This is a genomic window from Kitasatospora sp. NEAU-69 (assembly GCF_057158765.1).
The window spans coordinates 37,964-61,804 of record NZ_JBWXUE010000004.1 but is presented as its reverse complement, the minus strand read 5'-3'; the positions used below and the strand labels follow the sequence as shown (position 1 = coordinate 61,804).

14 protein-coding genes are annotated in these 23,841 nt (G+C 74.7%); 2 read left to right on the top strand and 12 right to left on the bottom strand.

Going from position 1 to position 23,841, the window contains the following annotated elements; genetic code table 11:
* Window positions 1–47 precede the first annotated feature (47 nt).
* The 4 genes from AC060L_RS06215 to AC060L_RS06200 all read right to left on the bottom strand — a co-directional run bounded on the left by AC060L_RS06215 (window position 48) and on the right by AC060L_RS06200 (window position 5,803).
* Window positions 48–1,454, bottom strand: coding sequence for a dipeptidase (locus AC060L_RS06215; protein WP_483797496.1), 1,407 nt, complete (start codon window positions 1,452–1,454; stop codon window positions 48–50).
* 94 nt (window positions 1,455–1,548) lie between these two features.
* Complete coding sequence (locus AC060L_RS06210) at window positions 1,549–4,389, bottom strand: FtsX-like permease family protein (protein ID WP_483797495.1); 2,841 nt, start codon at window positions 4,387–4,389, stop codon at window positions 1,549–1,551.
* Window positions 4,386–5,174 (bottom strand): ABC transporter ATP-binding protein, encoded by a 789-nt coding sequence (locus tag AC060L_RS06205; RefSeq protein ID WP_483797494.1) that lies wholly within the window; start codon window positions 5,172–5,174, stop codon window positions 4,386–4,388. The genes AC060L_RS06210 and AC060L_RS06205 overlap by 4 nt, the downstream gene beginning before the upstream one ends.
* Window positions 5,171–5,803 (bottom strand): PadR family transcriptional regulator, encoded by a 633-nt coding sequence (locus tag AC060L_RS06200; RefSeq protein ID WP_483797492.1) that lies wholly within the window; start codon window positions 5,801–5,803, stop codon window positions 5,171–5,173. The genes AC060L_RS06205 and AC060L_RS06200 overlap by 4 nt, the downstream gene beginning before the upstream one ends.
* A gap of 83 nt (window positions 5,804–5,886) precedes the next feature.
* Here AC060L_RS06200 and AC060L_RS06195 point away from each other — a divergent pair, with 83 nt between their 5' ends.
* Window positions 5,887–6,879, top strand: coding sequence for an endonuclease/exonuclease/phosphatase family protein (locus AC060L_RS06195; RefSeq protein WP_483797491.1), 993 nt, complete (start codon window positions 5,887–5,889; stop codon window positions 6,877–6,879).
* 19 nt (window positions 6,880–6,898) lie between these two features.
* Here AC060L_RS06195 and AC060L_RS06190 read toward each other — a convergent pair whose 3' ends face one another.
* From AC060L_RS06190 to AC060L_RS06175, 4 genes are all read right to left on the bottom strand, one after another.
* Window positions 6,899–8,032: a PP2C family protein-serine/threonine phosphatase gene (locus AC060L_RS06190; protein ID WP_483797489.1), complete on the bottom strand. Its 1,134-nt coding sequence runs from the start codon at window positions 8,030–8,032 to the stop codon at window positions 6,899–6,901.
* Between the two features lie 191 nt (window positions 8,033–8,223).
* Complete coding sequence (locus tag AC060L_RS06185) at window positions 8,224–11,511, bottom strand: ATP-dependent helicase (protein WP_483797487.1); 3,288 nt, start codon at window positions 11,509–11,511, stop codon at window positions 8,224–8,226.
* A 78-nt stretch (window positions 11,512–11,589) separates the two neighbouring features.
* Window positions 11,590–14,898, bottom strand: a complete 3,309-nt coding sequence (locus tag AC060L_RS06180) for an ATP-dependent helicase (RefSeq protein ID WP_483797486.1) — start codon at window positions 14,896–14,898, stop codon at window positions 11,590–11,592.
* Between the two features lie 130 nt (window positions 14,899–15,028).
* The gene (locus tag AC060L_RS06175; RefSeq protein ID WP_483797741.1) at window positions 15,029–15,325 is read right to left on the bottom strand and encodes an MGMT family protein; all 297 of its coding nucleotides are present in this window, start codon (window positions 15,323–15,325) and stop codon (window positions 15,029–15,031) included.
* A 215-nt stretch (window positions 15,326–15,540) separates the two neighbouring features.
* On the opposite strand from AC060L_RS06175, the gene AC060L_RS06170 reads away from it, so the two are divergent.
* Window positions 15,541–18,222, top strand: coding sequence for a lysylphosphatidylglycerol synthase domain-containing protein (locus tag AC060L_RS06170; protein ID WP_483797485.1), 2,682 nt, complete (start codon window positions 15,541–15,543; stop codon window positions 18,220–18,222).
* Between the two features lie 111 nt (window positions 18,223–18,333).
* On the opposite strand, the gene moeZ is transcribed toward AC060L_RS06170, so the two are convergent.
* From moeZ to AC060L_RS06150, 4 genes are all read right to left on the bottom strand, one after another.
* Window positions 18,334–19,512, bottom strand: coding sequence for an adenylyltransferase/sulfurtransferase MoeZ (gene moeZ, locus AC060L_RS06165; RefSeq protein ID WP_483797740.1), 1,179 nt, complete (start codon window positions 19,510–19,512; stop codon window positions 18,334–18,336).
* A gap of 146 nt (window positions 19,513–19,658) precedes the next feature.
* Window positions 19,659–20,600: an NAD-dependent epimerase/dehydratase family protein gene (locus AC060L_RS06160; protein ID WP_483797484.1), complete on the bottom strand. Its 942-nt coding sequence runs from the start codon at window positions 20,598–20,600 to the stop codon at window positions 19,659–19,661.
* 145 nt (window positions 20,601–20,745) lie between these two features.
* A complete protein-coding gene (locus tag AC060L_RS06155; protein ID WP_483797483.1) occupies window positions 20,746–21,993 on the bottom strand; it encodes a hypothetical protein in 1,248 nt (415 codons plus the stop codon).
* A complete protein-coding gene (locus tag AC060L_RS06150; protein WP_483797482.1) occupies window positions 21,993–23,663 on the bottom strand; it encodes a DUF3492 domain-containing protein in 1,671 nt (556 codons plus the stop codon). The genes AC060L_RS06155 and AC060L_RS06150 overlap by 1 nt, the downstream gene beginning before the upstream one ends.
* Window positions 23,664–23,841 lie beyond the last annotated feature (178 nt).

Sequence of the window (23,841 nt, the reverse complement as noted above, 5' to 3'; positions counted from 1 at the left end):
CGCGAATGTCATCTGTCATCAGTGCTCAGTGCTCAGTCGGCCGGCGGTCAGGCGGCGGTCGGCCGGAAGTTCTCGGCCAGATCGCCCCAGAGGTAGGCGGCGGCCTCCACGCCCTTGCGCAGCAGGTCGAGCTCGACCTTCTCGTTGACCGAGTGCCAGCCGTCCGAGGGGACCGAGATGCCGAGGAAGAGCACCGCCGCGCCGAGCACGTCCTGCAGGTCGGCGGCCGGCCCGGAACCACCCTCACGGGTGAACAGGATCTCCTGTTCGAAGGCCCGGCCCATCGCCCGGACGGTTGACTGCAGCGCCGGGTGGTCCAGCGGGGTCAGGCACGGGCGGGTCGCCGCGCGGAACCTGATCTCGTGCCGGATGCCGGCCGGCAGCCGCTCGGCCACCCAGTCGGTGACGGCCTGCTCGATCCGCTCGGCGTCCTGACCGGCGACCAGCCGGAAGGAGAGCTTCAGGTGCGCCTCGGCCGGCACGATGGTCTTGCTGCCGGGACCGGTGTAGCCGCCCCAGACGCCGTTGACCTCGGCGGTCGGCCGGGCCCAGACCCGCTCCAGGGTGGAGAAGCCGGCCTCGCCCTGGGTGGCGTGCGACTTGGCGGTGGCCAGCCAGCGCTGCTCGTCGAACGGCAGCTTGGCGAACAGCTCGCGCTCGCGCTCGGTCAGCTCGATCACGCCGTCGTAGAAGCCCGGGACCGCGACCCGGCGGTCGGCGTCGTGCAGCGCGGCGGCCAGCTCGGCCGCGGTGGTCGCCGGGTTGGGCACGGCGCCGCCGAACGACCCGGAGTGGATGTCGCTGTCCGGCCCGTAGAGGTCGATCTGGCAGTCGGCCTTGCCGCGCATGCCGGTGCAGACCGTCGGCGTGGACTCGTCCCACATCCCGGTGTCCGAAACGAAGACCAGGTCGGCGGCGAGCCGCTCGGCCTCGCGGCGGATCAGCGCGCCGAAGTTCGGCGAGCCGGACTCCTCCTCGCCCTCGATCAGCAGTTTGAGGTTGACCGCCGGCGCCGTCCGGCCGGTGGCGTGCAGGTGCGCGCGCAAGCCCAGGGTGTGGAAGAAGACCTGCCCCTTGTCGTCGGCCGCGCCGCGGGCGTACAGCCGGTTGCCGACCGTCACCGGTTCGAAGGGCTCGGTGTCCCAGCCGTCCGCCTTGGCGGCCGGCTGCACGTCGTGGTGGCCGTAGACCAGCACGGTCGGCGCGTCGGCGTCCCCCGAGGGCCACTCGGCGAAGACCGCCGGCAGGCCGTCCGACTCCCAGACCTCGGCCACCGGGAACCCGGTCTCGCGCAACTTCGCGGCCAGCCACTCGGCGGAGCGGCGGACGTCCTGGGCCCGGGCCGGATCGGCCGAGACCGAGGGGATGCGCAGCCAGTCGGTGAGGTCCCGCAGGAAGTCGTCCTGCTGCTGGTCGATGAAGGAGCGGACGGCGCTGTCCGGGGTTTTCGTCATACGGACGACTTTAGTTCTCCCGCACCCGTGCGTGCCGCTGTGGTCGGGGCTGGGGACCGCAGCGGCACTGTAACTTCCGTCACCCGCCGACCATTCAGGCCGCGCGACGGGCCACGGCGATCTTCGAGCGGGTCAGCAGCGCGGCCAGCAGGACCGCGAGCAGCGGCAGCACCAGCAGCGTCAGCGCCAGGTTCAGCCACGGGAACGCGATCACCACGTGCGCGGCCTGCCCCGGGTACTGCGCCATCCCGCTCACCTCGCGCAGCGCGACCGCCGGCACCACCCCGCAGACCGTGCCGAGCAGCACGCCCATCGCCGCGATCACCCCGCACTGGAAGCCGGACAGGGTCCGGCGGATCCGCGGACTCGCGCCGACCGCCGCGAGCGTGCCGAGGTCCTGCTGCGAGTCGGCCGAGGCCAGCCCGGTGGCGATGCCCGCCGCACCGAGCGCGACCAGCGTGGCGAACGCACTCAGCCCCAGGCCCAGCAGCGTGTGCGACGACTGGAAGCCGCGCTCGACCTGGAAGGTCCAGGTGTCGCCGACCAGTCGGGCGGTCGCAGCCAGCGCCGTCTGCTCCTCCGCCCGCGACGGCGGAGCGGACGGCAGCCAGACCGAGCCGGCGTCGGCGGTGGTGACCAGCCCGAGCCGGGCGGCGGTCTGCGGCGTCACGTACGCGGCGCGGCTCGGCACGCTCCCGTGCGCGAGCACGGCGTCCACCGGCGCGTCACGGTCGGTCCACTGCGGGTTGCTCGGATCGAAGTGCGCGGTGGTGCGCAGCACCGTCCGCCCGTCCTCGATCATCCGCGGATCGAAGACCACCACCTTGCCTGCCGCCGCCGCCTGCTCGACGGCACTGTCGTGCACGCCGAACAGGTTGTGCAGCACGCTCGCGTCGCCTGAGACGATCGAGCCGAACCGCTCACCGGCTCCGTCGCCCTTGCAGCGCGGGTCCGTCTCGAGCTGCGCGAAGTCGATCCCCTCCGGGTGCTGACTGGCGTCCTGCAGCGGGCAGCGGGTAGCCGGCGGCGCCACCACCCGGACCTCACCGCAGCCGGTCGGGATCGTGCAGGCGCCGCCGTAGTCGACCCGCAGCACGTCGGCCCGCCGGCCGAGCGACGGGATCGCGTGCTCGACGGCCGACCGCTGAGCGGCCAGCGCGCTCGCGCTGTCGGGCTCGCGGAAGGACGTGGCGACCAGCGTCACCGCACCCGCCGGCACCGAGGCGACGTACGCCTGCCTGCTCTCCTGGTCCGCGCTCGCACTGTAGATGCCGACCGCGACCGAGCCGGCCACCGCCGCCATCACGGCCGCCACCGCCGGAGCCGTGCGGCCCCGGTGGCGCACCGAGTCACGCAGCGCGAGCCGCGGAGCGAGCGGCAGCCAGTGGCCGAGCCGGCCGAACAGGCCGACCAGCATCGGCGTGCAGGCGACCATGCCGAGCTCGGCGATCACCGAGCCGCCGAGCACCGCGGTGCTGCGCAGCCGACCCGCCTCCAGCGCGCCGAACAGCGCGATCGCCGCACCGCCGAGCAGCATCAGCAGACCGAGCAGCGCGAACCACTTGGACGGCGGCCGGATCGAGCCGCGACCGGTCAGCGCGGCCACCACGTCCTGCCGAGCCGCCTGGAACGCCGGGACCAGCGCCGCGAGCAGGCCGGTGACCAGCCCGACCGCGACCACGGCGAGCAGGTCCAGCGGCGCCACGGTGAACGCGCCGAACCGCTCCCCGGCCAACGGCTCCAGCCACGGCCGGGCCAGTGCCACCAGCAGCACCGCGAGCAGCACGCCGACCACGGCTCCGGCCACGCCCAGCACCACACCGCCGGCCAGCACCACCGCGCGCACGTGCGAGCGGTCACCGCCACCGGCCGCCAGCAGACCGAGCTGCCGCCGGGAGCGCCTGGCCCCGACGGCGAACGCGGGGCCCGCGAGGAGCACCACCTCCAGCAGCGCCATCCCGGCCACGGTCACCAGCGCGACCACGGTCGGACTGCCCAGGTAGTCGGCCCCCCGGCCCTGCCCCTGCGCCTGCGTCGCGTAGTAGGGCACCTGGGAGCGGGCCGGCGGATGCAGCACCACGCTGCGCGAGGTGGCCACGAAGCCGTACTTGTCGAGCTGCTGCACGCCGGCCCAGTCCAGCACCGAGCCGGCCGGCAGCCGAACCAGCCAACTGTTGGACGAGCGCTGCCCGGTGGCCGGCGGGGCGGCTGGCGAACCGGGCTGCGCGTCGGCCTGTGCGTCGGACGGCGAGGCGACCAGCGCGCCGGGCCGCCCGATCACCTCGACGGCCTTCAGGTCGCTCGGGTGTTCCGCGACACCGGTGATGCTGAACGGCTGGTCGCCGTAGCCGCGCAGCACCGTGGTGGCGCCGACCTTCAGGCCGGCGCCGGTCAGGAACGACCGGGTGACCGCGATCTCGTGGTCCTGGCTCGGTGCCCGGCCGGAGACCACGTTCAGCCTGCCCCGCCAGACCGGGTCGTTCAGATCGGCCTCGCTCAGCATGGTCCGCAGCAGCCCGTCCCTGCTGCTCGCCAGCGTGCTCCTGCTGCCGGACGGCAGCGGGGTGAGCGTCGCGCCGGCCGGCAGCAACTGGGCGGCGAGCACGGCGGGTTCGGTGGCCTTGCTGCGCTGCTGCTCCGGAGTGGGCGACCCGCCCTGGCTGGGATCCTGGGTGGTGTACCCATCCGAGGCGAACGGCGCCTGACTGACCGTCATGCCGGGCGCGGTGGACTGCAGCAACACGTCCGCAGTGCCGAGCTGGCGAGTCATCTGCTGTTGCGGCGTCAGCGTCGCACTGCGGTAGACCACATCGACACCGGCCACGCCGAGCACCGGCAGCGCGATCATCGCGAGCACCAGCGCGCTGCGTCCCTTGGCGCGCAACGCGTCGCGGCGGGCGATCCGCAGGGCCACCCGCCAGGCCGTGAGCTTCACTCGTCCACCGCCCGGCGCAGGCTGTTGGTGGCCGCGCTGAGCAGCAGGCTCTCGGCGTTCTGCCGGCCGGTCTCATCGACCAGCCGGCCGTCGCGCAGGAAGACCACCCGGTCCGCCCAGGCGGCGTGCCGGGCCTCGTGGGTGACCATCACGGCCGCCGCGCCCGCGTCGCAGCGGGTGCGCAGCACGGCCAGGACGGCTTCGCCGGTGGTGGAGTCGAGGGCGCCGGTGGGCTCGTCGGCCAGCACCAGGCGGCGGTCGCCGATCAGCGCGCGGGCGATCGCGACGCGTTGCTGCTGGCCGCCGGACATGTCGTCGGGGAACCGGTCGGCGAGTTCGCCGATGCCGATCTCCTCCAGCGCCGCGAGCGCCTCGCGCCGGGCGGTGCGGGTGGACACCCCGTCCAGTTCGCGCGGCAGCATGATGTTCTCCGCCGCGGTCAGCGCGGGGATCAGGTTGTAGTCCTGGAACACGTACCCGATCGCCCGGCGCCGCACCGCCGCCAGCTTCTTGCGGGAGAGCTCGCCGAGCGAGCTGCCCTCGACCAGCACCCGGCCCTTGCTCGGGGTGTCGAGGCCGCCGGCCAGCGTCAGCAGCGTGGACTTGCCGGAGCCGGACGGGCCCATCACGGCCACGAACTCACCCGGGAACACCTGCAGATCGATGTCGCGCAGGGCGTGGACCTCGGCGGCGCCCTGACCGTGCACCCGGCTCACGTCGTCGAGCCGGAGCACGGGCTCGGTGCGGTCGGGAAGGCGGCGGACGGTGGCCAGTTTGCCGATCATGATTCCCCCAGGGGCAGCTTGCTTCGGCGGCGCACGGGCGCCTCGGTGACGGTCGGCGTGCTCTGCCGCGCACGGTGGCCGGCCAGCCTGGTCTCGCAGTGGTCGAGCCAGCGGACCTCGGCCTCGGTCTGGAAGATCAGCTGGTCCAGCACGAGCAGCCAGGCGAGTTCGGAGTTCTCGACCGCCTCGCCGGCCGCCTCACCGGCCGGCGGGCGCTCACCGGCGAGCGCCCGTGCCTTGAGCCGGGTGTAGTCCTGCAGGGCCTGGATGCTGTGCCGGCGCTGCGCCTGGACCACCGCGTGCACGTCCACGCCGGGCACGGTCACCGCCATGGCGAGCTTGATCGCCAGCTCGTCCCGGGGCGGATTGGTCCGCGGCACCGGGGTGTCGAACCAGTCACGCAGCTCTGCGCGTCCCTTCTCGGTGACGGCGTAGAACTGGTGCCCCTCCTCGTCCTCACCGTCGGGTACGACCAGGCCGTCGCGCTCCAGGCGCCCGAGCGTGGTGTAGACCTGACCCACGTTGAGCGGCCAGGTGGCGCCGGTGCGGGCCTCGAACTCGGTACGCAGCTGGTAGCCGTAGCGCGGCCCCTGGTCGAGCAGGGCGAGTAGACCGTGTCTGATGGACATACTCGGTATATATACCTGGTATGCAACGCTCGCTCAAGCGGGAGCTCCTTGCGTGACACCATCAGGGCGTACCGTCACCAGGTGTGAGCCCACTGCGAATCGCGACCTTCAACCTGCTGCACGGCCAGCCGCTGGCCGCCGACGGCACCCCGCTGCCGTACCCGACCGAAGCGGGCGACCCACTGCACGACGCGGTCACCGCACTGGACGCCGACGTGCTCGCGCTCCAGGAGGTGGACCGCCACCAGCAGCGCTCCGGCCTGACCGACCAGAGCGCGGTGGCCGCCAAGGCGATGGGCGCCGCCGACTGGCGGTTCGCCGCCGCGCTGCACGGCCGCCCCGCGCCGGTGGCCGGCTGGCTGCGCGAGCCGTCGGTGCCCGGCCTCCAGGTCTACGGCCCCGACGAGGTGGGCACCGCGACCGAGCTGCCGTCCTACGGCACCGCGCTGCTCAGCCGGCTGCCGGTCCGGCACTGGCGGGCCCGGCGGTTCGCGCCGGCGCCGTTCGGCCTGCCGCTGCGGGTCGCCGGGCGGCGCGGGCTCACTCCCGTCCCGGACGAGCCGCGGGCGGCGCTGGCGGCCGTGCTGGAGGGTCCGAACGGGCCGTTCACCGTGGTCGCCGCCCACCTGTCCTTCGTGCCGGGCTGGAACATGGCGCAGCTGGCCGGGATCCGGCGCTGGATCGCCGACCTGCCCCGGCCGTACCTGGTGCTCGGCGACTTCAACCTGATCGGCGCGGTGCCGCGGACCGTCCTCGGCGGGGCCACCGCCCTGGACCGCGCACCGGCCGCCCGGCAGCGGCGGGTCGAGGCGGCCCGCGGCGAGCTGCGGGCCGCCCGGCGGGCCCGTGAGGCGCTGCTCGCGGAGCCGCGCCGGCGCCGCGGTCGCGAACCGCGCCCGCGACTGCCCGGCTGGTACGACCTGGCCCGCACGCCCACCTACCCCTCGCACCGCCCGGCCGTGCAGTTCGACCACGTGCTCGCGGTCGGCGTGCCGCGCACGGCGGTGGGCACCGTCTCGGCGCCCCGGGTCGGCGTCAGCGACCACCGGCCGCTGGTCGTCGAAGTGGAGCTCTGAGGCCGCTCTCAGCCGGCCGTTACGGCCGGACCAGCCGGCCGTTCTGGTGCGGCAGCTGCTGCGGGCCGGCCGGGGTCGGCTCGTACTGCAGCAGCATCGCGGCGTCGTCGCCGAGCTGGCGCCCGACGTGGCGCACCACGTCGGCGTGCAGCCGGTGCAGCACGTCGCGCGGGCCGCCGTCCGCGCAGGCCGGCAGCCGCTCGGCGAGCGGGTAGAAGTGCCCGGCCCGGTTGCGCGCCTCGATCACCCCGTCGGTGAAGAGCAGCACCCGGTCCCCCGGCGCGAACGGCACCCGCAGCACCGGCGGTGCGACGTCGGCCGGGTCCAGCACGCCCAGTGGCGGCACCGTCTCGTCGAGCTCCAGCACCCGCACGGCGCCCTGACCGTCGATCAGCAGCGGCGCGGGGTGGCCGCAGTTGACGATCTCGGCGGTGCCGTCCGGCAGCACCCCGATCAGCACCAGCGTGACGAACTCCTCCTCCACGCCGGGGTGGTCGTTCTCGTGCAGCGCCCGGTCCAGGCTGACGGCCAGCCAGCCGGCCACCTTGTCCAGGGCCGGCTCCTGGTGCGCGGCCTCGCGGAACGCGCCGAGCACGGCGGCCGCGGTCTCCACCGCGTTCAGCCCCTTGCCGCGGACGTCGCCGACCACCGCGCGCACCCCGTGCCGGGTGTTGACCACCTCGTAGAGGTCGCCGCCGATCCGCGCGTGCGCGGCGGCCGCCGCGTAGTGCACGGCGGCCCGCACGGTGCCGACCCGGTCGGGCACCGAGCGCAGCAGCACCCGGCGGGCGATCTCGGCCACCAGCTGGGCGTCGGCCAGCGCCTGCTCCTGGCGCACCCGCAGCGTGGCGCTGACCCAGCTGATCGCGGTGACCAGCGCGATCGCGAAGACCGTGGCGCTGTGCACCGACTCGCCGAGGACGTTGTTGTACGCCGCCATCACGAAGGCCGCACCCTCGGCGAGCAGCCCGGTCAGGATCGGGTACCAGACCCGGCGGCTGACGATCGCCGCCAGCGCCGGCACGGCGGTGAGGGCCGGCTCGACCGTCACCTTGATCGTGCTGAAGTAGTCCAGGCAGACCACCAGGGCCATGCCGATGAACGGCAGGGCCAGTGCCGTCTTGGGCCAGGTGCCCTTCCCGATCGCGCTCAACTCAGGTGTCTCCAACAGAAGGCGCCGGGCGCCCGGCGGCACCTGCGGCGATGACTGAGGGTGGTGATCGGGGGCCTGTCCGATGGCCGGCAAGACGCGGGTGACCGGTTACCGACCCCACAATAGGCGCGAAACGTGCACTGCGCATCGGTTTCGCGCGAATCCGTAGCGAGTTGGATGCTCTCTGTGACCTAATAGTCACTGTTCCCGATCAGAAGCGTTTCCAACGCTTTCCGGTCGGGAAGTCCTGCCGGTCTTTCGATCCGGCCGCTGCGGATGTAACAGAACGCGGCGGTGACCTGCTCCAGCGGCACCCCGCGCTGCTCGGCCCAGCCGACCCGGTAGATCGCCAGCTGCAACGGGTCCGCGCTCTCCTGGTGGCCGGTCTTCCAGTCCACCAGCTCGTAACGGACGGTCGCCGGTGACCCAGCGTCGCCATCACTCTCGCGGTACACCGCATCGATCCGGCCGCGCACCACCCGTCCGCCGAGCACCAGTTGCACCGGCGCCTCGACCCGGTACGGCCGGCGCCGCGCGTACGGCCCGCGCAGGAACGCCTCCTTGAGCAGTTCGAGGTCGCGCTCGTCCTCGATGCCGTCCTCGTCCACGCCCGGCAGCGCGTCCGCGTCCAGCAGTGGCAGCGGCGCGAACTGCGCCTGGATCCAGGCGTGGAAGCGGGTGCCGCGGCGGGCCGCGGTCTGCGGCGGGCGCGGCAGCGGACGGGCCAGCTCGTGCGCGAAGCCGTCCGGGTCGGCGGCCAGCCGCATCAGCTGGGTCGCCGACAGCGCCGGCGGCACCGGCACCTCGCGCACGGTCCGCCTGGAGCGGGCGAGTTCACCAAGCAGTGCGGTCAAGTCCCGGTCCCAGGAGGCCAGTCGGCGCTGCTCCTCGGGCACCAGCCACTCCGGCTCCGGCGCCGGCTGCCCGGCCAGCCGACGGGTGATCACCTCGGCGACCCGGCGCCGGGCCAGCTGCGCGGCCGGGTCCAGCGGCAGCGGCCACGGCGTCGCCGCGCCCTGTTCCAGCGCCGGGTTGACCGCGTCGTCCAGCGGCGCTTCGGCCCACTGCTCGACCTCGCCGTTGCCGGGGCGCTCGGCGTGCGCGCGCAGCTGCTCCAGGAAGTCGGAGGGGCCGCGCACGGTGCTCTGGGTCGGTCCCCACCAGTGGCCCGAAGCGAGCAGCAGCGTGCGCGGGCGGGTGAACGCGACGTAGCCCAGCCGGAGTTCCTCGGTCGCGGCCTGCGCCTTCAGGCCGTCCTTGAACGCGGTCATGCCCTTCGCGGTCCAGTTCACGACGGCCGGCAGCGTGGCCGCGTCCCCGCGCAGCGGGTGCGGCAGCACCGGGCGGCGGCTGGTCCAGCGCTCGCGGGCCCGGTTGCTCGGGAACGCGCCCTTGACCAGGCCGGGCACCGCGACCACGTCCCACTCCAGGCCCTTGGACTTGTGCGCCGTCAGCACCTTCACGGTGTCCTCGCCGCCGGGCAGGCTGCTGTCCAGGCCGCGGTCGTACGTCTCGGCGGCCCGCAGGAAGGCCAGGAACGCGGTCAGGCCCGGATCGCCGTCCAGATCGGCGAAGCCGGCCGCGACGTCCAGGAACGCGTTCAGCGTCTCGCGGCGCCGGGCGGCCAGCGCGAGCGGCGAGGCGGCCAGCTCGACCTCCAGGCCGGTGACCGTGAGCACCCGGTGCAGCACGTCCATCAGCGGCTCGGCGAGCATCCGGCGCAGCTCGCGGATCTCCCGGGCCAGGTAGGCGAACCTGCTCCGGGCCTCGGGCGAGAACGGCAGCTCGTCGGGCTGGTCCCGGGCGCTGTCCAGGAAGGTCTCCAGCGCGTCGGAGAGCGAGATCACCTCGGTCGGGTCGGTCTGCGCGACCGCGGCGGAGAGCGGATCGCCGGCGTCGCCGCGCGCGGTGCGGACCAGTTCGGCGGCGCGCCGGCCGAGCAGCGCCAGGTCGCGCGGGCCGATCCGCCAGCGCGGGCCGATCAGCAGCCGGACCAGCGCGGCGTTCGCGGTCGGATCCTGGAGCACCTCGCAGACCGCGACCAGGTCGGCCACCTCGGGCAGCTGGAGCAGCCCGCCGAGGCCGACCACCTCGACCGGGACCTCACGGGCCACCAGCGCCGCGTGGATGTCGGGGAAGGCCACCCCGCCGCGGCAGAGCACCGCGATCCGGCCCGGCGCGGTGCCGGTGCGGACCAGGTGCGCGACCGAGTCGGCCAGCCAGTCGATCTCCGCGCGGTGGGTCGGCAGCAGCGCCACGCGGGCGAAGCCGTCCGACTCCGCGCCGGGGGCCGGGCGCAGCGCCTCGACTCCCTCGTGCATGTCGCGCAGCGGGGCGGCCAGCTCGTTGGCGAAGGCGAGCAGGCGCCCGCCGCTGCGCCGGTTCTCGCTGAGCGCGTAGCGGGCGGCGGGGGCGCCGTCGGCCTTCGGGAAGTGCACCGGGAAGTCGTCCAGGTTGGCCACCGAGGCCCCGCGCCAGCCGTAGATCGCCTGGCAGGGGTCGCCGACGGCGGTCACCGGGTGGCCACCGAGTCGAGGTCCGCCGTCTTGCTGTCCGTTGTGCTCCGGACCGTTGTCCTGCGGCCCGTTGTCCTGCGGCCCGTTGTCCTGCGGCCCGCCGCCGAACAGCCCCGCGAGCATCAGGCGCTGGGCCACCGAGGTGTCCTGGTACTCGTCCAGCAGCACCACCCGGTACTGCTCGCGCAGCAGCCGGCCGACCTCCGGGCGCTGCTGCGACAGCCGCGCGGCGGCGGCGATCTGGTCGCCGAAGTCCATCAGGCCGGCCGCGCTCTTGCGGCGGCGGTACTCCTCGACCAGCCGCAGCAGTTCGAGCCGCCCCTGCGCCGCCTCGGGGACGGCCCGCAGGTCCGCGTTGGTCAGCTTGGCGGCGGCCAGCTCGTCCAGCAGCGCGGTGTCGAACGCGCGCAGCCCGTCCGGCTCGACCAGGTGCTCGGCCAGTTCGGCGTCCAGCGCGATGAGCTCGCCGACCAGCGCGGTGAAGGTCTCCCTGAGGTGCGGGAACGGCCCCCGCGCGGTGCGCAGCACCCGGGCGGCCAGCTGGAACCGGGTCGCGTCCGCGAGCAGCCGCACGTCCGGCTCGATGCCGATCCGCAGGCCGTGCTCCTTGAGCAGGCGGCCGGCGAACGCGTGGTACGTGGAGATCTCCGGCTCCCCGCCGGGCTCCTCCGGGCCCGCCGGCGCCTCGAACTCTCGCACGCCGGCCCGCGCCAGCGCGGTGCGGACCCGCTCGGCGAGCTCGGCGGCCGCCTTGTTCGTGAAGGTCAGGCCCAGCACCTGCTCGGGCCGGACGGCACCGGAGCCGACCAGCCAGACCACCCGGGCGGCCATCACCGTCGTCTTGCCCGAGCCCGCCCCCGCCACGATCACGGCAGGCTCCAGCGGGGCGCCGATGGCCTGCATCTGCTCCCGGTTGAAGGGGATGCCGAGCAACTCCTTGAGCTGGTCGGGGTGGGTGAGCATGGCAGCAACGGTAATAGGAAGAACGGACAGTCGGCGGCGGTGATCCCGCGCCCGCGCTCCTCGCCGACCCGGTCGTGGCTACTCGACGAGCTGGCGGCCGTCGCGCTGGGCCGAGCAGCTGCGGCGGAACTCACAGCGACCGCAGCCCTCGCCGGTGGTCGGGGCGAAGCGCTCGGCGAGCACCCGCCCGGCCGCGTCGGCCAGCAGGTTCTCGACCCACGGCTCGCCCTCCGGCGGCGGCTGGTGCTGCACCTTCGGCGCCTCGGGGAGCTTCTTGTCCTCGAACCGCAGCTGCACCAGCTCGGCGCCGCCGAGCTCGGGGCGGCCGTTCACCAGCTCGTCCAGCGCGCCGCCGCGCACCGCGAGCTGGTAGACGGCCAGCTGCTTGTGCTCCGGCAGCGACCTGTCGCTCGGGTGCTGCTTGCCGGTCTTGAAGTCGACCACGTACGCGCGCCCGACCGCGTCCTGCTCGACCCGGTCCATCACCCCGCGGATCCGCACCGCGACCTCACCGACCGGCAGCGTCAGGTCGAACGGGTGCTCGGTGGCCAGCGTGGCCCGGCCGCGCTCCAGCACGTGCCAGTGCAGGAACCGCTCCAGCGCGGCCCGCGCCTGGGTCTTCTCCTGTGCGGACTTCCAGGGCGCGTCGAAGGCCAGCGCGTCCCAGACCGTGTCCAGCCGCTCCATCAGCACCGCGAGGTCGGCCGGAGTCCGGCCGGAGCCGACCTCGTCGGCCAGCGCGTGCAGCACGTTGCCGAAGCCCTGGGCGCCGGAGGTGGCCGTCTGCGCCTTGACCTCCTTGGTCAGGAACCACTGCAACGAGCAGGACTCCAGCTGCTCCAGCCCGCTGCCGGAGAGCTGCACCGGGCGGTCCGGCTCGCGCAGCGGCACCGGGTTGCTGGTCGGCTCGACCATCCCCCACCAACGGTCCGGATGGGCCGCCGGGACCAGCGGGGCGCCCTCGTCGTCGCTCGCGCCGGCCAGCACGGCCAGCCGCTCGGCGGCCGCCCGGCGCAGCGCCGGCGACTGCGCCGGGTCGACGGTGACCGCGCGCAGCTCGGCCACCAGCGCGGCCACCGAGAGCGGACGGCGCGGCCGGTGCGTGACGTCCTCGACGGTGACCTCGGGGATCCGGCGCAACACCTTGCCGGTCCTCAGGTCGAGCTCCTCGCGGTACAGCTCGCGCAGCAGCCGGGAGGGCTCGTCGCCGTCCTCGGCCGGCGCCTTGACCGCGGTGACGATCAGCCGCTCCTTCGCCCGGGTGGCGGCCACGTAGAAGAGCCGTCGCTCCTCGGCGAGCAGCGCGCCCGGGGTGAGCGGCTCGGCCAGGCCGTCCCGGCCGATCCGGTCGGCCTCCAGCAGCGAGCCGCGGCGGCGCAGGTCGGGCCAGAGCCCCTCCTGCACGCCCGCGACGACCACCACGCGCCACTCCAGGCCCTTCGAACGGTGCGCGGTCATCAGCCGGACGGCCTCGGGACGGGCGGTGCGCACGGTCAGCGTGTCGGCGGCGATGTCCTGCGCCTCGACCTCGGCGAGCAGGTCGAGCGCGCCGCGGTGACCGGTGACCTGGTCCTCGGCGCGGGCGGCGGTCTCGAAGAGCGCGCAGAGCGCGTCCAGGTCGCGGTCGGCGTTGCGGGCCGCGGTGCCGCCGCCGCGCAGCGCCGTGCGCTCCAGCCGCTCGCGCCAGCGCGGGCTGCCGTCCCAGAGCAGCCAGAGCGCCTCCTCGGCGGTGCCGCCGCCGCCCAGGTGGTCGCGGACCTTGCGCAGCAGCATGCCGAGCTCGCGGGCCCGGCGGGCCGGCGGCGTGGCCAGCGCGAAGAGGCGCTCCGGCTCGGCGAGCGCCTCGCGGAGCAGCTCGTCGGCGGGGCGCACCAGCGCGGTGGGCTCGGCGGCCCGCTCCTCCTCGCGCAGCGCGCGGCCGAGCCGGCGCAGGTCGGCGCCGTCCAGCGCGGCCAGCGGGCCGGTGAGCAGCGTGTGCGCCAGCTCGACGGTGAGCGGGTCGGGGTGCCCGTGCCCAGGCTCCTCCTGCCCGCGCTGCTCTCGCTTGTGGTGCACCGCGCCCTCGGCGCAGACCCGCAGCGCGAGCAGCAGCGGGACCACGGCCGGCTCCTCGCGCAGCGGCAGGTCGTCGCCGTCGATCTCCAGCGGTACGCCGGCCGCGCTCAGCGCCCGCCGCACGCCGGGGATGGCCCGCGCGCCGGCCCGGACCAGCACCGCCATCTCGCCCCACGGCACGCCGTCCTCCAGGTGCGCGCGGCGCAGCTGGTCGGCGATGCTCTCCAGCTCGGCGCCCGGCGTGGGGTAGGTGAAGACCTCCACCCGCCCGCGCGGCCCGGGGCGCCCCGGCAGCAGCGCGCGGTGCTGGGCCAGCTTGTCGGCGGGCAGCCGTCCCATCGGCAGCCGGGCCGCCAGCTCCCGCGAGGCCGCCAGCAGCGTCGGCGCCGAGCGGCGGCAGACCCGCAGCACCTTGACCTCGGCCGGGCTCCCGTCGGGCCGCCGGAACCGCTGCGGGAAGTCGAGGATCCCGTTGATGTCGGCGCCGCGGAACGCGTAGATCGACTGGTCCGGATCGCCGACCGCGATCAGGTCCCGGCCGCCGCCGGCCAGCTGGTGCAGCAGCCGGACCTGGGCCGGGTCGGTGTCCTGGTACTCGTCGACGAAGACCGCGTCGTAGCGCCCGCGCAGGTCGGTGTCGGGCCGCTCGGCGAGCAGCACCGCGCGGTGCACCAGCTCGGCGTAGTCCAGCACCCCGCGCAGGTCCAGCACGTCCAGGTAGTCGGCCAGGAAGTGCGCGGCGGCCGCCCAGTCCGGGCGCTGCACGCCGGCCGCGAAGCGGGCCAGCTCGGCCTCGCCCAGGCCCAGCTCGCGGCTGCGCGCCAGCACGGCGCGCACCTCGTCGGCGAAGCCGCGGGTGGTCAGGCAGGCCCGCAGGTCGAGCGGCCAGCGGATCCGGCCGGTCCCGGCCGCCGCGTCCTCGGCGCCGCCGGCCAGCAGCTCGCGGACCATCACGTCCTGCTCGGGCCCGGAGAGCAGCCGCAGCGGCTCGGCGAACCGCTCCGGCGCCTGCTCGGAGCGCAGCAGCGCGTAGCAGAAGGAGTGGAAGGTGGTGGCCTGCGGCGCCGCGGCGAGCCGCACCGCCATCCGGTCGCGCAGTTCCATCGCCGCCTTGCGACTGAAGGTCAGCACCAGGATCCGGTCCGGATCGGTACCGCGCTCGACCCGCCGGGCGACCGCCTCGACCAGCGTCGTGGTCTTGCCGGTGCCGGGCCCGGCGAGCACCAGCAGCGGCCCGCCGGTGTGCTCGGCCACCGCATGCTGGTACTCGTCCAGCACGGGCGGGGCGGGCGGCACGATCGGGCTGCGCACCAGACGGTAGGGGGAGGCCACGGGAGTCCAGCCGGTCGACAACAGGAACAACCGAGCGTACGAGACCGGCCGACCAAACCGGCGCGCGGGCGAGCACGTGCGCCGTTTCCGGCTCTGTCAACCGACCCGGCCGGGCAGGATGCGGACCGTGTCAGTCCTCTCGCCCGTCCCAGCGGGCCTGCCTGAGGTCCACCCGGGGCAGGCCCCCGGCCGCCGCCGAGCTGCGCAGCGGCGTCCCCTCGGCCCGGTAGGCGGCCAGCGCCCGCTGCTCGTGGCCGGGCAGCAGCGCACCGTCCGCCCGGACGACCCGCCACCAGGGCACGGGGGCGCCGTACAGCGCCATCACCCGGCCCACCTGACGCGGGCCGCCCTGCTCCAGGTACTCGGCGACGTCGCCGTACGTCAGGACCCGTCCCGAGGGGATACGGTCGACGAGTTCGAGCACCATGTCGGCGAACGGTGGCAGTTCCGCAGCCGGGCTCGCGTCCGTACGGTTGTGGTCCGCGCTGTTGTCCGTCACCCGGGCATTCTTGCCCATCCGGAGGAGCCGCCGGTCTCCTCCCGAGGGATTCGCCGCGCCCGATTCGGCCCCTGTCCGGCGCCGCCGCGCCCGGCATGCCACCATCTTCGAGGCGGTGAGTGGTGATACGAGGACAAGACCAGATGACCGGGACGGCTGACGTGGGTGTGCAGAAGGACTCGGACGAGTCCGGCGCCGTGCCACCTCCGGCCGAGGAACTCGTGGTGTCGCTGGAGAAACGGACCCCGGCGCCACCGCCGGCGACCGGACCCGCGCCGACGCCCGCCCCCGAGCCCGCACCGGCCGTGGAGCCGGTCGGCGACGAGGCTGAGGACGAGGACGAGGACGAGGACGACGACCGCATCGCGGTGGACGAGCCGCTGCTCGCCGCCCGCGCGCACCGCCCGTCCGACCTGATCCGCTTCCTGGCCGGCCTGCTCGGCATCGTCGCGCTCTTCGTGCTCGCCGGCTTCGCCACCTCGACCACCAGCGGCATCGCGAGCGACATCCACACCAATGTGGAGGGCATCACCCCCTGGCTCAAGACGGTCGGCAGCCTGGTCTCCAGCGTCGCGGTCCTCGCCGTCCCGCTCGCCTTCGCGGTCGAGCGGCTGATCAAACGCGACGGCCTGCGGGTCGCCGACGGCGTGCTCGCCTCGGTGCTCGCCTACGGCGTCTCGCTCGCCTTCGACTGGTGGGTGGCCGAGGGCGCCTCGGAGGGCATCCGCAACGCGCTGACCCAGCTCCCGCAGGGCACCGGCGGCCCGATCACCGACCCGGTGCACGGCTACCTGGCACCTGTGATCGCCTACATGACGGCGGTCGGCATGACCAGCCGGCCGCGCTGGCGGGTCGCGCTCTGGGTCGTCGTCTTCCTCACCGGCGCCACCGAGCTGATCAGTGGTTACACCACTCCGCTCTCGCTGCTGCTGACGCTGCTGATCGGCTGGTCGGTCGCCTACGGCACGCTGTACGCGATCGGCTCGCCGAACATCCGGCCGACCGGGCAGCACCTGATGCTCGGCCTGCGCAAGGTCGGCTTCGCGCCGAGCCGCGCACACCGCGCTCCGGACGCCCCCGGCGGCACCCGCCGGTACTGGGTGGACCAGCAGGACGGCCCCGCGCTGGACGTCCACATCATCGACCGCGAGCAGCAGGCCACCGGCTTCTTCTACCGCCTCTGGCGCCGGCTGCTGCTGCGCTCGGTCGCCGTGCGGCGCAGCCCGCAGTCGCTGCGCCAGGCGCTGGAGCAGGAGGCGCTGATCGCGTACGCGACCGCCGCCGCCGGCGCGCGGGCACCGCAGCTGGTGGCCACCTCCGAGCTCGGTCCGGACGCCGCGATCCTGGTCTACGAGAAGGTGCCCGGACAGACCCTGGACGAACTGGACGAGGAGCGGATCACCGACGAGGTGATGACCTCGTTCTGGGAGTCGGTCTCCGCGCTGCACGAGCGCCGGATCGCGCACCGCCGGCTCACCGGCGAGTCGCTGCTGGTGGTGGACGAGCGGCACGGCGCGCTGGTCAACCTCTCCGGCGGCGACATCGCGGCCGGCGACCTGACGCTGCGGATCGACGTGGCGCAGCTGCTGACCACCTTCGCGCTGCGGATCGGCCCCGCCCGCGCCGTCGCCGTCGCCAACCAGGTGCTCGGCGCCGAGCGGGTGGCCGCCTCGCTGCCGCTGCTCCAGCCGGTCGGCCTGAGCCGGCAGACCCGCGCCGACCTGGCCAAGCTCGCCAAGGACCGCAAGGCCGCCGCGCAGGCCCTGGCGCTGGAACAGGTGGCCGCCGGCGAACGCACCCGTGAGGAGGCCGAGGAGGACATCGCGGCCGCCGGCGAGGACCTGCTCAGCAAGATCCGCGCCGAGATCCTGGAGATCGCGCCGGAGGCACCACTGGCTCCCGCCAGGCTGGAGCGGCTGAAGCCGAAGACGCTGATAACGGTCGTCGCGCTGGCCTTCGCCGCGTACCTGGCGGTGACCACGATCCAGCCGGGCCAGCTCAAGCTCTCCCAGATGAACTGGGCCTGGGCCTCGGTCGCGCTGGCCGCCGCGGCCGTCAGCTACGGCGCCGCCGCGATGAGCCTGACCGGCTTCGTGCCGGAGCGGCTGCCGTTCGGGCGGACCGTCGCGGCCCAGCTGGCCGGCTCCTTCGTGAAGCTGGTCGCGCCGGCGGCGATCGGCGGCATCGCGCTGAACACCCGCTACCTGCAGAAACAGGGCGTCCGCCCCGGCCAGGCGGTGGCCAGTGTCGGCGCCTCGCAGCTCGCCGGGCTGGCCGGGCACCTGTCGCTGCTCTTCGCCTTCGGCCTGATCACCGGCTCCCAGAACAACAACGACCTGGGCAGCCAGCGCGCGGTGATCATCGGGGTGCTGACCGCCGCCGTGCTGGCGCTGGTGATCGCGGCGGTCGCACCGCTGCGACGGTTCGTGGTGACCCGGGTGCGCGGGCTCTTCTTCGGCGTGGTGCCCCGGATGCTCGACCTGATGCAGCGGCCCAGCAAGCTGATCACCGGTTTCGGCGGCATCGTGCTGCTGACGCTCGCCTTCACGGCCTGCCTGGACGCCTCGGTGCAGGCCTTCGGCGGCTCGATGAGCTTCGCGGCGGTCGCGGTGATCTTCCTGACGGCGAACGCGGCCGGCTCGGCCGTCCCGACCCCGGGCGGCATCGGCGCGATCGAGGGCGCGCTGATCTTCGCGCTGAGCCTGGCGATCCCGCCGGCCGTCGCGACCTCGGCGGTCTTCCTGTTCCGGGCGCTGACCTTCTGGCTGCCGGTGCTGCCGGGCTGGGTCGCGTACTCGTACCTGCAGCGCAAGGACGCGCTCTGACTCTGCTGCCGCTCTGAGCCTGCTGCCACGCAGCTCCGCGGCACGCGTGAGGGCCGGTCCCCCGGACGGGGAACCGGCCCTCACGCGTCGGTCGGGTCGAGCGAGCCGGGTCTAGTAGACCGGCTTCTCGGGCTCGATCTGGTTGACCCAGCCGATCACGCCGCCGCCCAGGTGGACGGAGTTGGCGAAGCCGGCCGCCTTCAGCACGGCGAGCACCTCGGCCGAGCGGACGCCGGTCTTGCAGTGCAGCACGATCTTCTTGTCCTGCGGCATCTTCTCCAGCGCGTTCCCCATCAGGAACTCGTTCTTGGGGATGAGCACCGCGCCGGGGATGCTGACGATCTCGTACTCGTTCGGCTCGCGGACGTCGATCAGCAGGATGTCCTCGTGGTTGTCCTGCATCTCCTTGAGCTGCTTCGAGGTGATGGTGTTGCCCAGAGCGGCCTCCTGGGCCTCCTCCGAAACGGCACCGCAGAACGCCTCGTAGTCGATCAGCTCGGTGACCGTCGGGTTCTCACCGCAGAGCGCGCAGTCCGGGTCCTTGCGGACCTTGACCTGGCGGTAGTTCATCTCCAGCGCGTCGTAGATCATCAGACGGCCGACCAGCGGCTCGCCGACGCCGGTCAGCAGCTTGATCGCCTCGGTGACCTGGATCGAACCGATCGAGGCGCAGAGCACGCCGAGCACGCCGCCCTCGGCGCAGGACGGCACCATGCCGGGCGGCGGGGCCTCCGGGTAGAGGCAGCGGTAGCACGGGCCGTGGTCGGCCCAGAAGACGCTGGCCTGGCCGTCGAAGCGGTAGATCGAACCCCAGACGTACGGCTTGCCGAGCAGCACCGCGGCGTCGTTCACCAGGTAGCGGGTGGCGAAGTTGTCGGTGCCGTCCACGATCAGGTCGTAGCCGGAGAAGATCTCCATGACGTTGTCGTTGTCGAGACGCTCGTCGTGGAGGATCACGTTGACGTAGGGGTTGATCTCCTTGACCGAGTCCCGCGCGGACTCGCCCTTGGAGCGGCCGATGTCGGACTGGCCGTGGATGATCTGGCGCTGGAGGTTGGACTCGTCGACGGTGTCGAACTCGACGATGCCGAGGGTGCCCACACCGGCCGCGGCCAGGTACATCAGCGCCGGGGAGCCGAGACCGCCGGCGCCCACGCAGAGCACCTTGGCGTTCTTCAGCCGCTTCTGCCCGGCCATCCCGACATCCGGGATGATCAGGTGGCGGGAGTACCGGCGGACCTCGTCGACGGTGAGCTCGGCGGCCGGCTCGACCAGGGGTGGCAGCGACACGGGGACTCCGATGGTCGTCAAAACGGTGTTTCCTTCAACCAACAGTGTCATGCCCGGCCGGTATTCCGAGACAGCAAGTCCGACAGGCGAGACAGCCCGCGCCGGATCGTGGGAATCACCACCACCCAGCGCGTCCGGCCCGCTGGTCAGACCCGGCAGGCGGTCTCCAGCCAGACGTCGGCCAGCGACTCCTCCAGCGGAATGTGCGCCCGCCAGCCGAGCCGCTCGCGCGCCGTGCGGACGTCCGCCTGGCGCCACGGCACCGGCTCGACGCCGGCGGTGGGCACCGCGGTCGCGCCGAACTCGCCGGCCGCCTGGGCGGGCAGCTGGACCGGGCGCGGCTCCTCGCTCAGCACCCCCTCGAAGCCGGACGCCCGGACCAGCAGCTCGGCCGCGTCCCTGGCCCGGACCGGGTGGCCGCCACCGACGTTGACCACCCCGGTGGCCGCCGAGACCGCGGCCGCCCGCACCGCCTGCGCGACGTCCCGGACGTCCACGAAGTCCCGCACCGCCGACAGGTCCGGCATCCTGACCAGCTGTTCATCGCGCTCCAGCGCCCGCCGCAGGCCCTCGGCCAGCCGCCCGAAGAGCGAGGCCGCCGGCGTGCCCGGGCCCACCACGTCGAAGACCCGCAGCACCGCCGCGTCCAGTCCGGAGGAGACCACCAGCTCGGTCCCGGCCAGCTTGGAGACCCCGTACGGACCGACCGGGCGCGGCTCGGCGGTCTCCGCGATCGGCACCCCGAACGGGACCGGGCCGTACTCCGCCGCCGATCCGACGTGCACCAGCCGGGCGGGCTCCCGGCTGCGCCGGATCGCCTCGCAGACCGTCGCGACGGCGAGCGTGTTCGCCCGGACCAACGTGCGCGGGGTGCCGTACGTCGCGCCGGCGCAGTTGATCACCACCTGCGGCGCCACCGCGTCCAGGAACCGCGCGAGCGCCCCCGGGCTGCCGGCCGCCAGATCGAACCGGATGTCGGCCGAATCGCGCCGGCCCAGCACCGTGACCTGGAGGTCGTGGTCGAGCAGCAGACGTTCGGCGACCCGGCGGCCCAGATAACCACCGGCGCCCAGCAACAGCACCCGCATCAGGGGTGTCCTTCCATCGAGACGACAAATGAGACAGCAGACGGGAAGTCGGTGGCGGCCGTCGCCACACCGGTACGGACGGCCGGCGCCCAAAGCCCAGAGTCCAGAGCCCAGGGCCTGTCCGGCGGCCGGCGGCGACCGGGTCTCAGCGATGGGCACCCGGCCGGCCGAGTACGGACCAGGCGTACGGCAGCAGCGCGGCCGCCGCGGCCCCCAGGGCGAGCGCGGCCGGTCCCCCCGGGTGGGCGGCCCAGCCGGGCAGCAGGCCGCCGGAGCGCAGCAGGAGCAGCGGCACCGCCAGCACGTCGGCCACGAGCAACCCGGCCAGCGCGGCCCGGCGCCGGCCGCAGCGGCGCAGCACGGCGGCCGAGCCGACCAGCAAGCCGAGCGCGGCCTGCGCCGCCCACTGCTCGGCCCCGGCCCGCTGCACCACCGCCTGGAGCAGCCCGGCGCCCGATCCCGGGCGCGGATCGAGCGCGGACAGCACGGCGAGCGCGGCGAAGCCGGCCACGGCGAGTGCGACCAGGTGCAGGCCCAGCGCGACCGGCAGCACCGGGCGCATCCGGGCCCGGAACTCGGCGATCGTGGCGGCCGTGCGCAGTTGGACCCGCCCCGCGTGCCGGGCCCAGCGGGCCGCCCAGTCCGCCGACCCGGCGGCCACCCAGGCCGCCGCGGCCAGCGCGGCGGCAGTCGGTACGGCTCCGCCGGGTCCGCCCGGGGCGGCTCCGGCTGCGGTGGTGGCGGCTGCGGTAGCGGCGGGCGCGCCGAGGACGGCGAGCAGTGGCAGCAGCAGCACGCCGAGCAGCGCCACCCCTGAAGCGGCACGGTCCCGCCACCCGGGCGCCGCGCTGCCCGGACCGGCACGCCACGACTCGGCGGCCGGCGCGCTCCCCGGCCGGGCACCCGGTTCGCCACCGGGGCGGGCGATCGTCCGGGCGGCGGTCCGAGCGGCGCGCAGGCTCCGGCCCGGTGTCGTGCTCTCGGACCGGCTGCGGGGCCGGCGCCGGCCGCCCGGCCGCGCCGACGTCGGCCGCTGCTCCTCGGACAGGACGACGGGCCGCCGCGGCGACACCGACGGCACCGCCGCCGGCGCCCCCTCCGGCGACGACAGCTCCCTCGCCGCCTCGCGCGGCACCTCCCGCGACGGCTCGGCCGGCCGGCGCGGCACCCTGGCGAAGAGCTCCTCGGCGAGCGCGAAGACATCGCCGTGCCGGTAGCGCCCGACCGAGGCGGCGCCGATCCCGGCCTCCTCCAGTCCCGCCGCGATCTCCAGCGGATCGGTGGCCCGCTCGCAGAGCTCGCGGTGGCTCGCCATCAGCTGCCGCACCGGATCCGCGGCGGGGACGGCCGCCGCCGAACGAGCCTCGGCCGGGTCCGTGCGCCGGCCGGACATCAGAGCACCTCCGCAAGCGCCCCGGCGGCCTCGGGCACGACCGCACTCGCCGTACCGACCGCACCGCCACCCCCCGGCTCCGGGTCCGGGCCCGGATCCGAGCCGGCCACCCAGTACTCGGCCGGACGGGTGAACGGACGCGGCGGCCCGCTGCCAGGCCGGCGGTCGGTGGCCGGGAAGGCCGGCCACTGCGAGACCAGCTCCAGGTAGACCTCCCGGAACGCGCCCACCACCGGCTCGACCGCGAACCGCTCCTGGGCCCGCAGCCGCCCAGCCAGGCCCAGCCGGGCCCGCCGCTCCTCGTCACCGAGCAGCGCCAGGCAGGCGACGGCCAGCGCGGGCGGATCGCAGGGCGGCACCAGCAGCCCGGTCGGCCCCAGCGCCTCCCGGGTCACGCCGACATCGGTGGCGACCACCGCCCGGCCACTGAGCATCGCCTCGACCAGCGCTCCGGCCCGCCACCGGGCCCGCGCCGAGAAGACCGTCACCGTCCCTCTCTCCCAGAGCCCGCCCGACCCGACCGACCCGACCAGCGCATCGCCGAACAGCACGGCCGCATCGCCCGCCACCGAGCCGTCCTCCCCCTCACCCACCGTCAGCCCCAGCCTGCGTGCCACCGCCACGCAGTGCGCCCGGTAGCCCGGCGGCCCCTCCGGCCCGTCCATGCGCAGCCGCGTCCCCGGCAGCTCGGCCGACACCTGCGCGAAGGCGTGCAGCATCAGCTCCGGATCGGCGGCCGGCTCCAGTCGCCCCGCCCAGACCAGCGTGGGCCGGGCCGGCTCGGCGCCGGCGGCGGGTCGGTCCACGGCCGCAGTGCCCTCGTGGACCACCCGGATCCGCCCCAGGTCGGCCCCACAGCGCAGCTGCCACTCGCGGTCGTAGGCACTGCCGGGGGTGAGCAGCGCGGCCTGCCGGTACGTCTGCGCCGTCAGCCGGCGGAAGAACGCGAGCAGCAGCGCCCGCACCGGCGCAGCAGCACCACCGGCCCAAGCCCGCGCGAGGTACGGCGCCTGCCGACGGCCCAGGTACTGCTCGCGCAGGTGCAGCGTGTGCTCGGTGAGCACGAACGGCACGCCGTGCAGCTCCTTCGCCACCAGCGCGGGCAGCACCGCCGGGCCGCCGCCGACCACGTGGCAGAGATCGACACCGCCGAGCCCGCCCCGCCCGTCGCCGTACCAGGGGGCCGAGAGCGGGCGCAGGCACCGCTCCAGCAGATCGCCCGCCGCCAGCACGTCACGGACCAGCGGCCGCCCGGCGGCCGTGTCGGCGCCGGGCGCGCGCCAGACCTTCTCCAGCACCTGGTGGGCGTGCCCGGAGGCGAGGAACGCGGGCAGCGCGCCGTCGATCCGGGCCAGCTCGGCGAGCCGGTACAGCCCCTCGGCGAACGAGGCCGACTCGCGCGGCAGCACCAGAGCGCCGACCAGGTCCCGGAACGCCTCGGAGTAGTGCCGGCGGCGGACCGCACCAGGGCCACGACCGCCCGGCGGCGGGCCGTACAGCGCGAGCGTCCGCACCCTGGGGGCCGTCGGCACCGGCCCCGGCTCGGTCGGCAGCAGCAGGAACCGCTCGAACTCGTGCTCCGGCAGCCCCTGGGCAAGCCGGTCGCACCAGTCACCCCCGGCACGCTGAGCGTACGGATGGGCGCCCTCGGTGAGCAGGGCAATGCGCACGACGACCTCCGGCGGAGAGACAGGGACGAGAGAACAAGAAAACAAAGTGGGTCAGCAACCAGAGCGGGCAGGATCAGACACGCCGTCACCAAGACACCGGTCCCGGTCCCGACGCGGAGTCAGATCGCCCCCGCCCTCACGGAGCGCCCCCACGCTCCACTGCGGCCTCGACGGGATC